At 68.1% G+C, this 14,461-nt stretch carries 14 protein-coding genes and 1 tRNA gene; 14 read left to right on the top strand and 1 reads right to left on the bottom strand.

All coding sequences use genetic code 11. From position 1 onward, the window contains the following. Positions 1-25: 25 nt before the first annotated feature. On the bottom strand, positions 26-1,345 hold the full coding sequence (dprA, locus tag HAV18_RS27220; protein WP_243771784.1) for a DNA-processing protein DprA: 1,320 nt from the start codon (positions 1,343-1,345) through the stop codon (positions 26-28). A 185-nt stretch (positions 1,346-1,530) separates the two neighbouring features. Between dprA and def the strand changes: the two genes are divergently transcribed. From def to HAV18_RS27290, 14 genes are all read left to right on the top strand, one after another. Beyond that, positions 1,531-2,034 (top strand): peptide deformylase, encoded by a 504-nt coding sequence (gene def, locus HAV18_RS27225; protein WP_166962376.1) that lies wholly within the window; start codon positions 1,531-1,533, stop codon positions 2,032-2,034. A 34-nt stretch (positions 2,035-2,068) separates the two neighbouring features. Continuing rightward, positions 2,069-3,052, top strand: coding sequence for a methionyl-tRNA formyltransferase (gene fmt / locus HAV18_RS27230; protein ID WP_166962379.1), 984 nt, complete (start codon positions 2,069-2,071; stop codon positions 3,050-3,052). Between the two features lie 120 nt (positions 3,053-3,172). Then, positions 3,173-3,808, top strand: coding sequence for a LysE family translocator (locus tag HAV18_RS27235; protein ID WP_166962382.1), 636 nt, complete (start codon positions 3,173-3,175; stop codon positions 3,806-3,808). Positions 3,809-3,908: 100 nt separating this feature from the next. Continuing rightward, positions 3,909-4,766 carry a zinc metalloprotease HtpX gene (htpX, locus tag HAV18_RS27240; protein ID WP_014895693.1) on the top strand — a complete coding sequence of 286 codons (858 nt, stop codon included), beginning with the start codon at positions 3,909-3,911 and terminating at the stop codon, positions 4,764-4,766. Between the two features lie 220 nt (positions 4,767-4,986). Then, positions 4,987-6,378, top strand: coding sequence for a 16S rRNA (cytosine(967)-C(5))-methyltransferase RsmB (gene rsmB / locus HAV18_RS27245; protein ID WP_166962385.1), 1,392 nt, complete (start codon positions 4,987-4,989; stop codon positions 6,376-6,378). Then, positions 6,375-6,965, top strand: a complete 591-nt coding sequence (locus HAV18_RS27250) for a DUF4390 domain-containing protein (protein ID WP_166962388.1) — start codon at positions 6,375-6,377, stop codon at positions 6,963-6,965. Before rsmB ends, HAV18_RS27250 begins: the two co-directional genes overlap by 4 nt. Next, the gene (esaS, locus tag HAV18_RS27255; RefSeq protein WP_166962391.1) at positions 6,955-9,369 is read left to right on the top strand and encodes a sensor histidine kinase EsaS; all 2,415 of its coding nucleotides are present in this window, start codon (positions 6,955-6,957) and stop codon (positions 9,367-9,369) included. The genes HAV18_RS27250 and esaS overlap by 11 nt, the downstream gene beginning before the upstream one ends. After that, a complete protein-coding gene (gene esaR, locus HAV18_RS27260; RefSeq protein WP_021163978.1) occupies positions 9,370-10,071 on the top strand; it encodes a response regulator transcription factor EsaR in 702 nt (233 codons plus the stop codon). 60 nt (positions 10,072-10,131) lie between these two features. Next, a tRNA-Phe gene (locus HAV18_RS27265) sits at positions 10,132-10,207 on the top strand. A gap of 357 nt (positions 10,208-10,564) precedes the next feature. Continuing rightward, complete coding sequence (gene queC / locus HAV18_RS27270; RefSeq protein ID WP_166962394.1) at positions 10,565-11,299, top strand: 7-cyano-7-deazaguanine synthase QueC; 735 nt, start codon at positions 10,565-10,567, stop codon at positions 11,297-11,299. Between the two features lie 75 nt (positions 11,300-11,374). Next, positions 11,375-12,007 (top strand): 7-carboxy-7-deazaguanine synthase, encoded by a 633-nt coding sequence (queE, locus tag HAV18_RS27275; protein ID WP_021163976.1) that lies wholly within the window; start codon positions 11,375-11,377, stop codon positions 12,005-12,007. A gap of 18 nt (positions 12,008-12,025) precedes the next feature. Next, positions 12,026-12,478, top strand: coding sequence for a 6-carboxytetrahydropterin synthase QueD (gene queD / locus HAV18_RS27280; RefSeq protein ID WP_089451443.1), 453 nt, complete (start codon positions 12,026-12,028; stop codon positions 12,476-12,478). Between the two features lie 307 nt (positions 12,479-12,785). Beyond that, positions 12,786-13,571, top strand: a complete 786-nt coding sequence (locus HAV18_RS27285; protein WP_166962397.1) for an HpcH/HpaI aldolase/citrate lyase family protein — start codon at positions 12,786-12,788, stop codon at positions 13,569-13,571. Continuing rightward, positions 13,568-14,353, top strand: coding sequence for a tetratricopeptide repeat protein (locus HAV18_RS27290; protein ID WP_166962400.1), 786 nt, complete (start codon positions 13,568-13,570; stop codon positions 14,351-14,353). The genes HAV18_RS27285 and HAV18_RS27290 overlap by 4 nt, the downstream gene beginning before the upstream one ends. Positions 14,354-14,461: the final 108 nt, after the last annotated feature.

Here is a 14,461-nt window from a genome sequence, read left to right on the forward strand (position 1 = left end):
GGTATCGTCGGCGGCATGGCCGCCCCTATGCGGGGGAATGTAGCATGCCGCGCACCGGCGGGGTGCGCGCCGCGTCAACCCGCGCGAAGCGTCCGCCGGGGAGGCTGGCGACGCGGCCGGCCAGTTCCAGCGCGAGCAGCGCACGATGCAGCACGTCGTCGGACAGGCCGCTGTGATCGGCGAGCCATTCGTAGGTGACGGGGCCGTATCCCAATGCGGCAAGCACGGCCTGTTCGGACGGGTTGTCGGGTAGCGGTGGCGGTGCTTCGATTCGGGCTGGCGGCGCGACCGCAACGACCGGATCGGCTGGCGCGACGCCGGCGGCCTCGGTTCCGCGGCGGTCGGTCGCGCTGGCAAGCCGATTTCCGGGGCGCGATGCGTCGCCCGTCGCGCAAACCGTCGGTTCGCCCAGCCCGTATTCCTCGAGCACGTCGAGCGGTGCCGCCGTCAGCTTCGCGCCTTCGCGGATCAGTGCGTGGCAGCCCTGCGCGAGCGGTGCGTGGATCGAGCCCGGCATCGCGAACACATCGCGCCCCAGTTCGTTCGCGAGCCGCGCGGTGATCAGCGAGCCGGAGCGCGGGGCGGCCTCGACGACGAGCGCGCCGATCGCCAGCGCGGCGATCAGCCGGTTGCGCTGCGGGAAATGCGCCGCGCGGGCCGGCGTGCCGAGCGGCCATTCCGACACGATCGCGCCGTGCGCGGCGATCTCGTGGGCGAGCGCACGGTGTCGCGCCGGATAGACGAGATCGGCGCCGGTCGCGATCACCGCGACCGTGCCTGAGCGGCCGTCGAGCCCGCCGCGATGCGCGGCGCCGTCGATCCCGAGCGCGAGGCCTGACACGATCGGAAGCCCGGCGTCGGACAGTTCGCGTGCGAAGCGCGTCGCATCGGCGAGCCCCTGCGGCGTCGCGTGACGGCTGCCGACCACGGCGAGACCGCGCGCGTGCAGCAGGTCGAGCCGGCCCTTTACATATAGCAGCGGCGGCGGATCGTGCAGGTCGCGCAGCCGCGGCGGGTAGGCCGGATCGTTGAGCGTGACGAGCGCGTTGCCCGGCGCGTCGAGCCAGGCGAGCGCGGCGTCGGTGCGCGCGTCGAGATCGCCGCGCTCGCTCGCGCTCACGGCCTGGGCGGCGGCGGGGCTGGTGATGGCGGCGATCGCCTGGCCGGATGCACGCAGCAGCGCGTCCGGCGAGCCGAATGCGTCGAGCAGTGCCTGCAGCGCGGCGGGGGTGAGGCCGGGTGCATGCGCGAGCTGCAGCCACGCGCGCAGCGCGGAAGTGGTCAGCGCTTGCGGCGACATGAGGCGCCCCTCGAATGTGGTGGCCAGCGGACCGCGTGGCGCCATGATAAAATTTTCATCATCCGAAATACTCGACAGGGCCGCGCGCGCAGGCGCCCGGCCAATTGCAGGAGGCGTGATCCGCGGCATTGAATGGCCACGCGTCCGCCTCATCTTCATTGCATACCGGCGGCAGCGCCAGCCGGCCGGATGGCCGATGCGGCACGCCACTCCACCGAATACCGAACGCCATGGCATTACTCAATATTCTTCATTACCCCGACAAGCGGCTGCACAAGGTCGCGAAGCCCGTCGACAAGGTCGACGACCGGATCCGCAAGCTCGTCGCCGACATGGCCGAGACCATGTACGCGGCGCCCGGCATCGGCCTTGCAGCCACGCAGGTCGACGTGCACGAGCGCGTGATCGTGATCGACATCTCCGAGGAGAAGAACGAGCTGCGCGCGTTCATCAACCCCGAGATCGTGTGGTCGAGCGACGAGAAGCAGATCTATGAAGAGGGCTGCCTGTCGGTGCCGGGCATCTACGACGAAGTCGAGCGTCCCGATCATGTGCGCGTGCGCGCGCTCAACGAGCAGGGCGAGACCTTCGAGCTCGACTGCGAGGGCCTGCTGGCCGTGTGCGTCCAGCACGAGATGGATCACCTGATGGGGCGCGTGTTCGTCGAATACCTGTCGCCGCTCAAGCAGACGCGTATCAAGACGAAGATGAAGAAACTCGAACGCGCGATGTGACGCGCGTTCGCCCTGCCCGCTCCCGAAAGCTGTCATGACCCATACGTTGCGCGTGATTTTTGCCGGCACGCCGGAATTCGCCGCGGCTGCCCTCGCCGCGATCCACGAGGCCGGTTTTCCGGTGCCGCTCGTGCTTACCCAGCCCGATCGCCCTGCCGGGCGCGGGATGAAGCTGCAGGCAAGCGCGGTGAAGCGCTACGCCGTCGAGCACGGGATGCCCGTCGCGCAGCCGCCGTCGCTGCGCCGCGCGGGCAAGTACCCGGCGGAGGCGGCCGACGCGATCGAGCTGCTGCGCTCGACCCCGCATGACGTGATGGTGGTCGCCGCATACGGCCTGCTGTTGCCGCAGGAGGTGCTCGACATTCCGCGCGGCGGCTGCATCAACATTCATGCGTCGCTGCTGCCGCGCTGGCGCGGCGCTGCGCCGATCCACCGCGCGATCGAGGCCGGCGACGCCGAGACGGGCGTCACGCTGATGCAGATGGACATCGGCCTCGACACCGGCGCGATGATCGAGGAGGCGCGCATCGCGATCGTGCCCGACGACACGACCGCGACGCTGCACGACCGCCTCGCCGCCGACGGCGCACGGCTGATCGTCGACGCGCTCGTGCGGCTCGAGCGCGACGGCGTGCTGCCGGCGACGCCGCAACCGGCCGACGGCGTGACCTATGCGGAAAAGATCGGCAAGCACGAAGCGGCGCTCGACTGGCGCAAGCCTGCCGACGTGCTCGCGCGCCAGGTGCGTGCGTTCGATCCGTTCCCGGGCGGCGTCGCGACGCTCGATGGCGCGGCAATCAAGCTGTGGGCGGCCGAGCCCGTGGCGGCGCGCGGCGACGCGCTGCCCGGCACGATCGTCGAAGCCGCGCCGGAAGGCGTGGTCGTCGCGTGCGGCAGCGGCGCGCTGCGCGTCACGCAGTTGCAGAAACCGGGCGGCAAGCGCCTGCCTGCCCGCGAATTCCTGGCCGGCTCGCCGCTCGCCGCAGGCCAGCGTTTCGCGCTGACTGACGTTGCCTGAAGCGGCCTGACCGCCATTCGACACGGCCTGCCGGGCGTACGCAATCGGCCGGATGGCCGAGTCGCGCGGCGCGGCAGGCGCGCGTAGAATTTCCCTGCGCTCTCCGGTTTCGAGGTTTTCATGTTCGGCATCACCCATTTCGGCTTCTTCGTGCTGGCAGTCTTCCTGCTGAACGTCACGCCCGGCCCCGATACGGCCTATATCGTCGGCCGCAGCGTCGCGCAGGGCCGCGGCGCGGGGCTGATGTCGGCGTTCGGCATTTCGGCCGGCTGCTGCGTTCACGCGCTCGCCTGCGCATTCGGCCTGACCGCGCTGCTCGCGGCGTCGGCTGCCGCGTTCACGGTGATCAAGCTGGTTGGCGCCGCCTACCTGATCTACCTCGGCGTGCGGATGATCATCGCGAAGCAGGCGGTCGAGCCGTCGGGCAAGGCGGCCACGCAAGCCGCGAAGCCGCTGCGCCAGCTGTTCATGCAGGGCTTCTGGACCAACGTGCTGAACCCGAAGGTGGTGCTGTTCTTCGTGTCGTTCTTCCCGCAGTTCGTGTCGGCCGACAGCCCGCACAAGGCATTGGCGTTCCTGACCCTCGGCGGCGTGTTCGTCGCGATGAGCACGGTGTGGACCAGCCTCGTCGCCTGGGTCGCGGGCAGTGTCACGGAGCGCTTTTCCGGCAAGCCGGGTGTCAAGAAGTGGCTCGACCGCACGATCGGCAGCGCTTTCGTCGGCCTGGGCCTTCGTCTTGCAGCATCGCAACGCTGAGATTGAATTTTTCCGGCAAGACCTTATCTAACAAATCGCTTACAATTTTCCGTCGCGCCCTGTGATGCGCGGCGGGTCCCCTGACGGATAAGGAGTGGGTATGTTCAATTGGGTCAAAACGGCGATGCTGATGGCCGGGATCACGGCCCTGTTCATCGTGATCGGCGGGATGATCGGCGGCTCGCGCGGCATGACGATCGCGCTGCTGTTCGCGCTCGGCATGAATTTCTTCTCGTACTGGTTCTCCGACAAGATGGTGCTGCGCATGTACAACGCGCAGGAAGTCGACGAGAACACGGCGCCGCAGTTCTACCGGATGGTGCGCGAGCTGGCCACGCGCGCGAACCTGCCGATGCCGCGCGTCTACCTGATCAACGAGGATGCGCCGAACGCGTTCGCGACGGGCCGCAACCCCGAGCACGCGGCGGTTGCCGCGACGACGGGCATCCTGCGCGTGCTGTCGGAGCGCGAGATGCGCGGCGTGATGGCGCACGAACTCGCACACGTGAAGCACCGCGACATCCTGATCTCGACGATCACCGCGACGATGGCGGGCGCGATCTCGGCGCTCGCGAACTTCGCGATGTTCTTCGGCGGGCGCGACGAGAACGGCCGGCCGGCCAACCCGATCGCGGGTATCGCGGTCGCGCTGCTCGCACCGATCGCCGGCGCGCTGATCCAGATGGCGATCTCGCGGGCACGCGAGTTCGAGGCCGACCGCGGCGGCGCGCAGATTTCCGGCGATCCGCAGTCGCTCGCGACCGCGCTCGACAAGATCCATCGCTATGCGGCAGGCATTCCGTTCCAGGCGGCCGAAGCGCATCCGGCCACTGCGCAGATGATGATCATGAACCCGCTGCATGGTGGCGGATTGCAGAACCTGTTCTCGACGCACCCGGCCACCGAGGAGCGCATCGCGCGCCTGATGGAGATGGCGCGTACCGGCCGCTTCGATTAAGCCACGGCGCCTCGCGCGGCAGTTGCCGCGCGGGGGCCGCCACGACACCCCGCACGCTTTGCGCTGCGGGGTGTTTCATTTGTGCGTGCCGTAAAGGGGCCAAAGGGGCTGCAGCGTCGCACGCTACAATGCCCGGTTTGGGATCGCAGGGCCATGCGAGCACCGTGATCCCGCCGTTTGCCGTATTTGTTTGCCGCGCTTGTTTGCCGAATTTGCTCCGATGACACGAACCCGTTCTACCGCTCCGTCTTCTTCCGGCCGCCCGGCGCGCCTGTCCGCGCTGCATCTCGCGCCCGATTCGCTCGGTTTCGCACTCGACGCGGCCGCGCAGGCGGTCGATGCGGTACGACGCGGCACCGCGCTGCCGGCGGCACTCTCGGCGGTATTCGCGCATATGGCGCCCGATACGCAGGCACTCGCGCGCGGGGCGACGCAGGACGTCGCGTACCGGACGATGCGCCGCCTCGGCAGCGCGGACTGGCTGATCGGCCGGCTCGTCAGCAAGGCGCCGCCCGCGCACGTGCAGGCAGTACTTGCCGGCGCGTTTGCGCTGCTGCTCGACCCGGCGGACGAGGCCGCATATCCGGCGTTCACGGTGGTCGACCAGGCCGTGACCGTGATCGGCGCCCGCCGCGAATGCGCGTTCGCGAAGGGGATGGTCAACGCGGTGCTGCGCCGGTTCCTGCGCGAGCGCGACGCGCTCGTCGCGGCGCTGCAGGACGATGTCGTCGCACGCTGGAATTACCGTGCGTGGTGGGTCGATTCGGTGAAGCGCGCATGGCCCGACGCATGGCAGGAGATCCTCGCTGCCGGCGAGCGCCAGGGGCCGCTGACGCTGCGCGTGAATGCGCGTCGCGCGAACGTCGACGCGTATCTCGATACGCTGCGCGCGAGCGGCATCGAAGCGACCGCGATCGGCCGGCATGCAGTGCGGCTCGCGTCGGCGTTGCCGGTTGATCGCATCCCGGGGTTTGCCGACGGCGTCGTGTCGGTGCAGGATGCCGGTGCGCAGCTCGCCGCCGAATGGCTTGGCGCGCGCGACGGCATGCGCGTGCTCGACGCGTGCGCGGCGCCCGGCGGCAAGACCGGCCATATTCTCGAACTCGCCGACGCGGAAGTCGTCGCGCTGGAAAGCGACGCCGCGCGCGCGGCGCGGATCGGCGAGAACCTCGTGCGGCTGTCGCTCGAAGCGGACGTGTGCGTCGGCGATGCGGGTGCGCCCGGCGCGTGGTACGACGGGCGCCCGTTCGATCGTATCCTGGCCGACGTGCCGTGCTCGGCGTCCGGCATCGTGCGTCGGCACCCCGACATTCGCTGGCTGCGCCGCGAGGCCGACATCCCGGCGCTCGTCGCGGAACAGCGCCGCATCCTGTCGGCGTTGTGGCCGCTCGTGAAACCGGGCGGCGAACTGCTTTACGTGACCTGTTCGGTCTTCCCCGAAGAAGGCGAATTGCAGGCCCGCTGGTTTGAAGCGGCCTGTGAAGATGCGGTACGATTGGACGCCCCCGGCCAGCTGCTGCCGGGCGGAGTGCAGGGAGGGGCTGCCGTCGGCGCACTCGACCAGAACACCGATCACGACGGATTTTTCTACGCGCGGTTTCAGAAACGGTGACGATCAAACACCTTTTTCCACTTCGGCTCGCGGCCGTCCTGATGGTCGCGTTGACGCTGTGCCTGGCCGTCGTCCGGCCGGCGCATGCCCAGTCGATCGCCGTGCAGCGCGCGTCGCTCCAGGCCGACGGAAGCGGCTGGAGTCTCGACGCCCGTTTCGATTTCGAGCTGAACCCGAACCTCGAGGATGCCGTGAACAAGGGCATTCCGGTGTATTTCACGACGGATTTCGAGTTGAGCCGCGCGCGCTGGTACTGGCTCGACGAACAGCCGGTATCGGTGTCGCAGACGATCCGCCTGTCGTTCCAGCCGCTCACGCGCGAGTACCGCGTGTCGACGGGCGGCCTGCAGCTCGGCTTCCCGTCGCTGAAGGACGCGCTCGCAGTCATCAGGCACATCACGTCGTGGCACGTGATCGATCGTAACCAGGTGCGCGCGGGCGAAACCTACACGGCATCGGTGCGGATGCAGCTCGATACGGCGCTGATGCCGAAGCCGTTCCAGGTCGATGCCGTGAACAATCGCGACTGGACGCTCGGGTCCGACTGGAAGCGTTTCAACTTCACGGTGACCGAACGTGCTAAATAAAGTGCGCCGCGCGGCCAGCGGGAAGAGCCTCCTCGTTCGCGTGATCGTCTCGACCGTCGCGCTCACCGCGCTGCTGCTGCTCGTGCTGCTCGCGGCCGCGAGCGCGAACACCGAATTCTTCGATCGCTACTACTCGTGGCTGTACGCGACGAACATCGTCGTCGCGCTCGTGTTCCTGCTCGTGGTGCTCGGGCTGATCGGGATGATCGTCGTGCGCCTGAGGAGGGGCAAGTTCGGCACGCGGCTGCTCGCGAAGCTCGCGGTGTTCTTCGCGCTCGTCGGCGTGGTGCCCGGCGGGATCATCTACATCGTGTCGTACCAGTTCGTGTCGCGCAGCATCGAGTCGTGGTTCGACGTGAACGTCGAGACGGCACTGACGGCCGGCCTGAACCTCGGCCGCGGGATGCTCGATGCATCGCTGTCCGATCTGCAGACGAAGGCGCGGCTGATGTCCGACCAGCTCGCGAGCGCCGATGCGAACACGAACGGCACGACGCTCACGCTGCTGCGGCTGCGCGACCAGTTCGGCGTGCAGGACGCGACGATCGTCGAGCCGGGCCGCGGCGGCTCGGGTGCGGCACCCGAGCTGCACATCGTCGCGCAGGCGTCGGGCAATTTCGCGGCGCTGATTCCGGACGACCTGCCGACGTCGCTGATGTTGAGCCAGGCGCGCGAGCATGGCGCGTACGCGGCGATCGAAGGCGAAGTCGACGGCGATCCGCGCGCGCACGGCGCGAAGGGGGCGCTGCGATTGCGTGTCGTGCGGCCGATTCCCGATGCAACGACATCGCTGCTGCAGCCGGCGGAACGCTTCCTGCAGCTCACGCAGCCGGTGCCGCCCACCCTCGCCCACAACGCGGACGCCGTACAGCGCGCGTATCGCGAGTATCAGGAAAAGGCGCTCGGCCGCACCGGGCTGCGCAAGATGTACATCGGCACGCTGACGCTCGCGCTGTTCCTCGCGACCTTCATCGCGATGATGCTCGCGCTCGCGCTCGGCCAGCAGCTCGCGAGGCCGCTGTTCCTGCTCGCGCAGGGCACGAAGGAGGTCACGGAAGGCGACTACACGCCGAAGCGCGAGATCAAGACGCGCGACGAGCTCGGCTTCCTCACGCAGTCGTTCAACGCGATGACGCGCCAGTTGTCCGAGGCGCGGCTCGCGGTCGAGAAGAACCGCGTCGCGCTCGAGCATTCGAAGACGTATCTCGAGAGCATCCTCGCAAACCTGACGGCCGGCGTGTTCGTGCTCGACCGCCAGTTCCGGCTGACGACGGCCAATCGCGGCGCCGAGCGGATCTTCCGGCAGCCGTTCAACGCGCTGATCGGCGCGACGCTCGACCGGATCGGCGTGGCCGCCGGGTTCGGCGCGATGGTGCGCAAGGCGTTCGCCGATCGCGAGGCAGCGTCCGATGGCGGCAGCGGCGATCGCGGCCACTGGCAGCAGCAGTTCGCGATCGAGGTGCCGGGCGAAGCCGATCCGCTGACGCTGCTCGTGCGCGGCACGCGCCTCGTGTCGACGATCGAGGGGCAGGCCGACGATCCGCAGACGTCCGGTTACGTCGTCGTGTTCGACGATATTTCCGACGTGATCTCCGCGCAGCGTTCGGTCGCGTGGGGCGAGGTCGCGCGCCGGCTCGCGCACGAGATCAAGAATCCGCTGACGCCGATTCAGCTGTCGGCGGAGCGGTTGCAGATGAAGCTGTCCGACAAGCTCGCACCGTCCGACGCCGATGTGCTCAAGCGTGGCGCGACGATGATCGTCAACCAGGTGGCCGCGATGAAGCGCATGGTCGACGATTTCCGCGAGTACGCGCGCACGCCGCCGGCGGTGCTCGCGAACCTGCAGTTGAACGAACTGGCGAGCGAGGTGCTCGGGCTGTACGGCGTGGGCGAAGGCAAGAGCCCGATCGTCGCCGAGCTCGCGCCGTCGCTGCCGGTGATTCGCGGTGACGCGACGCAACTGCGCCAGGTGATTCATAACCTGCTGCAGAATGCGCAGGATTCGGTCTCGGAGTCAGCGCATCCACGTGTGTTGATCGAAACCAAGACAGTAGAATATGGCGATCCCGACGCCGAGGGCAAAACGCGCGTCGCGGTACGTCTCACCGTGTCCGATAACGGGCCCGGTTTTCCGGCGCGCATCCTGACCCGCGCGTTCGAGCCTTATGTGACGACGAAGGCGAAGGGCACGGGGCTGGGGTTGGCCACGGTCAAGAAAATCGTCGATGAGCACGGTGCGCGGATCGATCTGCGCAATCGCATGCACGGCGAGACCGTCGAGGGTGCGCAAGTGTCGATTCTGTTCCTGCAGATGGCGAGCGATGCGCCAGGCGCCGAATCGGGCGTGCAGGACGGGACGGCCCCCGCCAAGACAAAAGCAAGTGAGCAGACAAAGGCAGCGTAAATGGCAACCATCCTGGTGGTAGATGATGAAATGGGCATCCGGGAATTGCTCTCGGAGATCCTCAGCGATGAAGGACATGTCGTCGAGGCGGCGGAGAACGCGCAGGCCGCGCGGGAATACCGGTTGAATCAGGCGCCCGATCTCGTGCTGCTCGATATCTGGATGCCCGATACCGACGGCGTGACGTTGCTCAAGGAGTGGGCGGCGCAGGGGCTGCTGACGATGCCCGTGATCATGATGTCCGGGCACGCGACGATCGATACGGCCGTTGAGGCGACGAAGATCGGCGCGCTCGATTTCCTCGAGAAGCCGATCGCGCTGCAGAAGCTGCTGAAGTCCGTCGAGCACGGTCTCGCACGCGGTGCGGCGCCGGTGTCCGCGAACGCGGCGGCGAAGGCCGGTGCAGGGCAGGCGGCGGGGCCCGCGGCGGTCGCGTCCGCAGCCGCGCTGCCGACGCTTGGCGACGACATGGCCTCGGCACTCGGCCTCGCTGGGCAGACGGCAGCGATCCCGTTCGACATCCCGTTGCGTGAAGCGCGCGATGCGTTCGAGCGCGCGTACTTCGAATATCACCTCGCGCGCGAAAACGGCAGCATGACGCGCGTCGCGGAGAAGACGGGCCTCGAGCGCACGCACCTGTATCGCAAGCTCAAGCAGCTCGGTGTCGAGCTCGGCAAGAAGCCGTCCGAAGGCGCCGTATAAAATATTTTGCGAAAGCGCTTGCTCAGGTACGAATAGCTCGATATACTTTCATTCTTCGTTGGCCCGGTAGCTCAGTTGGTAGAGCAGCGGATTGAAAATCCGCGTGTCGATGGTTCGATTCCGTCCCAGGCCACCAGAATTAAAACCCCAAGAATCGGAAGGTTCTTGGGGTTTTTCGTTTGTGGTGGGGTTTGCGTGATGAGCGCGTGGGGCGGCATGCCCGGCAGTATTCGCGAGGGCATGATAAAATCCGTGTCCGCTCAATAACTTAGCGCATCGCTTCATGCGCACGGCAGGCTGCCAGCGTGGCGCCGCCGTGGCGCGCGGCAACGATGCCGCGCGATGGGCGGTATAAGCGCCTGGCCGCGTTCGCGGCCGACTGCGCTGCCTATACTGGTCGAGCCGGCCCAGGCCGGCACGCGTCGGGCCGCCCGGCGGCAGCCGGCCCCGGGGCGCAGCGCGACGCGAGCCTACACATTCACGGAGTATCACGGTGATTCGGACAGACGCTAAAGACGGCGCGCTCGTGTTGTTTTCCGGCGGGCAGGACTCGGCCACGTGCGTGGCATGGGCACTCGAACGCTACCAGACGGTCGAGACGCTCGGCTTCGATTACGGCCAGCGCCACCGCGTCGAGCTTGAATGTCGCGAAGGCGTTCGCGAAGCGCTGAAGAGCCGGTTTCCCGCGTGGTCGGACCGGCTCGGCGACGATCACATGATCGACCTGTCGGTGCTCGGCGCGATCAGCGATACCGCGATGACGCGCACGATCGAGATCGAGACGGCGGCGAACGGCTTGCCGAACACGTTCGTGCCGGGCCGCAACCTGATGTTCATGACGATCGCCGCGGCGATCGCCTATCGCCGCGGGCTGCGCGTGCTGGTCGGCGGGATGTGCGAGACCGACTTTTCGGGCTACCCCGACTGCCGCGACGACACGATGAAGGCGCTGCAGGTCGCGCTGAATCTCGGGATGGACACGCGCGTCGTGCTCGAGACACCGCTGATGTGGCTCGACAAGGCGCAGACCTGGCAGCTCGCCGAGCAGCTCGGCGGCGAAGCGCTCGTCGAACTGATCCGCGTCGAGACGCACACGTGCTACGTGGGCGAGCGCGCGGAATTGCACGATTGGGGCTTCGGCTGCGGCGAATGCCCGGCCTGCAAGCTGCGCAAGCGCGGCTACGAGGCTTACCTGAAGGGCGAGCGGGTGACCGAAGCGCCGCTGTGACGCGGATGCGCCGGCAGCGCTGGATGGATGACGGATTCTGATCGATAACGAGCGGCGCGAGCCGGACGAAGGACGATGACTTACGCGGTCAAGGAAATTTTCTACACGTTGCAGGGCGAGGGCGCGAACGCGGGCCGGCCGGCCGTGTTCTGCCGGTTCGCCGGCTGCAACCTGTGGTCGGGCCGCGAAGAAGATCGTGCGGAGGCCGTGTGCCGCTTCTGCGATACCGACTTCGTCGGCACCGACGGCGAGAACGGCGGCAAGTTCAAGGACGCCGAGGCACTCGTCGCGACGATCGCCGGCCTGTGGCCGGAGGGCGAGGCGCACCGCTTCGTCGTTTGCACGGGCGGCGAGCCGATGCTGCAACTCGACCAGCCGCTCGTCGATGCGCTGCACGCGGCGGGCTTCGAGATCGCGATCGAGACCAACGGCTCGCTGCCGGTGCTCGAATCGATCGACTGGATCTGCGTGAGCCCGAAGGCCGATGCGCCGCTCGTCGTCACGAAGGGCAACGAGCTGAAGGTCGTGATCCCGCAGGACAACCAGCGGCTGGCTGACTACGCGAAGCTCGACTTCGAGTATTTCCTCGTGCAGCCCATGGACGGCCCGTCGCGCGACCTCAATACGAAGCTCGCGATCGACTGGTGCAAGCGTCATCCGCAGTGGCGGCTGTCGATGCAGACCCACAAATATCTGAACATTCCCTGAGCCACGGCTTTTGACATCGTGCTGATTACCCGAAAACTCGAATTCGACGCGGGCCACCGCATTCCCGATCACCGCAGCCAGTGCCGGAACCTGCATGGTCATCGCTACGTGCTCGAAGTCACGCTGCGCGGCGATCTCGTCGATACCGAGGGGGCGCCCGACCGCGGCATGGTGATGGATTTCGCCGACGTGAAGGCGCTCGCGATGGAGCACCTGGTCGGCAAGTGGGACCACGCGTTCCTGGTCTACGCTCGCGACGATGTCGTGCGCTCGTTCCTCGAGCAGATGGCCGACCACAAGACGGTCGTGATCGACCGGATCCCGACCGTCGAGAATCTCGCGGCGATCGCGTTCGATATCCTCGCGAGCGTGTACGACGCGCACTACGGCGTGAACCTGCGGCTCGAGCGCGTGCGCCTGTACGAAACGCCGAACTGCTGGGCCGACGTCGAGCGCCAGCCCGGCCGCTGATCCCGCCATTCCTGCAGCCCCGCCAGCCGGCGCGGGCTGCCTGAAGCTGCACCTCGCGGCTTCGTCCCGCCTCGCTCCCCGCCGTTCCCACATTCCGCGTAACGCCGCGCTATGATCGTTGCGTGGCGCCGAAAAACGCAGCCGTGCGCCGTCGCGCGGCCGGCGCTGTCAGATCGGCCGCCCACGGCCGACCAAGGTTCCAGGGCCTGGTCCTGGCGCCGCCGTGCTTCGCTGCCCGGCATGCCGCGCTCCGCCTTGCCCGTTGCTTGTCCCGTTCGATTGCCGTTCCGTCCAGGAGGCCGTATCGATGAGCACGCTCACCAATTCCCTCAAACAACGTCTGCGCGACGGCGACGAGCCGCTGTACGGCCTGTGGCTGTCGCTCGGCAGCGACTCGGCCGCGGAAGCGCTCGCGCATGCCGGCTACGACTGGCTCTGCATCGACATGGAGCACGCGCCGAACGACAGCCGCGATGTTGCATCGCAGTTGCGCGCGATCGCAGCCGCCCATCTGCCGAGCGAACCGGTCGTGCGCGTGCCGGCGCGCGAGCCGTGGCTCGTGAAGCGCGCGCTCGACGCGGGCGCGCGCACGCTGATGTTTCCATGCATCGAGACGCCCGACGATGCCGCGCACGCGGTGCGGCTGACGCGCTATCCGTCGCCCGAATCACCGGATGGGCTGCGCGGTGTCGCGGGCATGGTGCGCGCGGCGGCGTTCGGGATGCGCCGCGATTACGTGCAGACGGCGAACGCGCAGGTCGCGGTGATCGTGCAGATCGAATCGGCGCGCGGCGTCGACGAAGTCGAGCGGATTGCGGTGCTGCCCGGCATCGACTGCCTGTTCGTCGGCCCGGCCGATCTCGCGGCGAGCCTCGGGCATCTCGGCGACATCCGCCACCCGGATGTCGAAACGGCGATGGCGCGCGTGCTCGCGGCCGGCAGGCGGGCCGGCGTCGCGGTCGGCATCTTCGCGGGCGATACGACGGCCGCGCGCCAGTATCGCGAGGCCGGCTACCGGATGATCTCGCTGTCGGCCGACGTCAGCTGGCTGTTGCGCGCAACGCGGCAGGCGCTGCAGGAGGTACGGTCATGAACGGTGGCGACGGCGCGCGCCGTGGGCGCGCGCAGGGTGGGATCGGGGTGCGCGGGCGGATCGGCGCGATGCTCGGCCTGTGGTGCGTGTGTAGCGTGTGTATTGCGGCCGGCGCGCAGGACGCGCCGCAAGCGAAGCCCGATCCGTCGCACGAGACACAATCGGCGGTCGCCGACTACAACGCCGGCGACTATCGTGCGGCGCTGGTGCAGTTCCACGACGCGGCGGAGCGTGGCGACCGTCTCGCGCAATTCAACTACGCGATGATGCTGCTGACGGGTGAAGGCGTGACGGCGAACGTAGACGAAGGGCTGCGCTGGCTGAAGCGCGCGGCCGACGCGAACATGTCGCATGCGCAGTACGTGTACGGCCGGATGCTCGACGACGGCGAGTTCGTCGCGCGCAATCCGGCCGAAGCGCATCGCTGGTTCCTGCGGGCGGCGAAGCAGGGGCACGTACAGGCGGCGCTGTCGCTCGCGAACCAGTTCCTCGACGGGCGCGGCACGCCGCGCGACAACCGGCAGGCGTTCACCTGGTACAAGCAGGCCGCCGACGCGGGCGAGCCGACCGCGCAGTACGTGACCGCATCGTTCTACGAGCGCGGTGGCGACGGCGTCGCGCAGAACCTGAACATCGCACGGGCGTATTACGCGGCGGCGGCCGCGCAGGGCGACGAAACGGCCGGGCTGAAATTCAAGGAGCTGAGCGCGCGGCTGAAGGCGCAGGGGCCGGCATCGGGGGCTGGCGCGGAGCCGGGAGGGTCGCACGCGCCGGCGCCGTGAACGGGGGCCGCGCCACTCCACACCGCACGATGCGGCCGTGTGCGCCATGCGCAGTCGAAAAAAAACGGCGCCGGGGCGCCGTTTCTCTTTCTGCGCTGCGTGCCGCGC

The organism is Burkholderia sp. D-99 (genome assembly GCF_011605345.1).
Lineage (GTDB): Bacteria > Pseudomonadota > Gammaproteobacteria > Burkholderiales > Burkholderiaceae > Burkholderia.

Bases quoted from the DNA above. Each gene is read 5' to 3' on its own strand.
- HAV18_RS27235 (WP_166962382.1), top strand. From the start codon at position 3,173: ATGTTCGGCATCACCCATTTCGGCTTCTTCGTGCTGGCAGTCTTCCTG.
- def (WP_166962376.1), top strand. From the start codon at position 1,531: ATGGCATTACTCAATATTCTTCATTACCCCGACAAGCGGCTGCACAAG.
- HAV18_RS27285 (WP_166962397.1), top strand. From the start codon at position 12,786: ATGAGCACGCTCACCAATTCCCTCAAACAACGTCTGCGCGACGGCGAC.
- HAV18_RS27290 (WP_166962400.1), top strand. From the start codon at position 13,568: ATGAACGGTGGCGACGGCGCGCGCCGTGGGCGCGCGCAGGGTGGGATC.
- esaR (WP_021163978.1), top strand. From the start codon at position 9,370: ATGGCAACCATCCTGGTGGTAGATGATGAAATGGGCATCCGGGAATTG.
- fmt (WP_166962379.1), top strand. From the start codon at position 2,069: ATGACCCATACGTTGCGCGTGATTTTTGCCGGCACGCCGGAATTCGCC.
- dprA (WP_243771784.1), bottom strand. From the start codon at position 1,345: ATGGCGCCACGCGGTCCGCTGGCCACCACATTCGAGGGGCGCCTCATG.
- queE (WP_021163976.1), top strand. From the start codon at position 11,375: ATGACTTACGCGGTCAAGGAAATTTTCTACACGTTGCAGGGCGAGGGC.
- rsmB (WP_166962385.1), top strand. From the start codon at position 4,987: ATGACACGAACCCGTTCTACCGCTCCGTCTTCTTCCGGCCGCCCGGCG.
- htpX (WP_014895693.1), top strand. From the start codon at position 3,909: ATGTTCAATTGGGTCAAAACGGCGATGCTGATGGCCGGGATCACGGCC.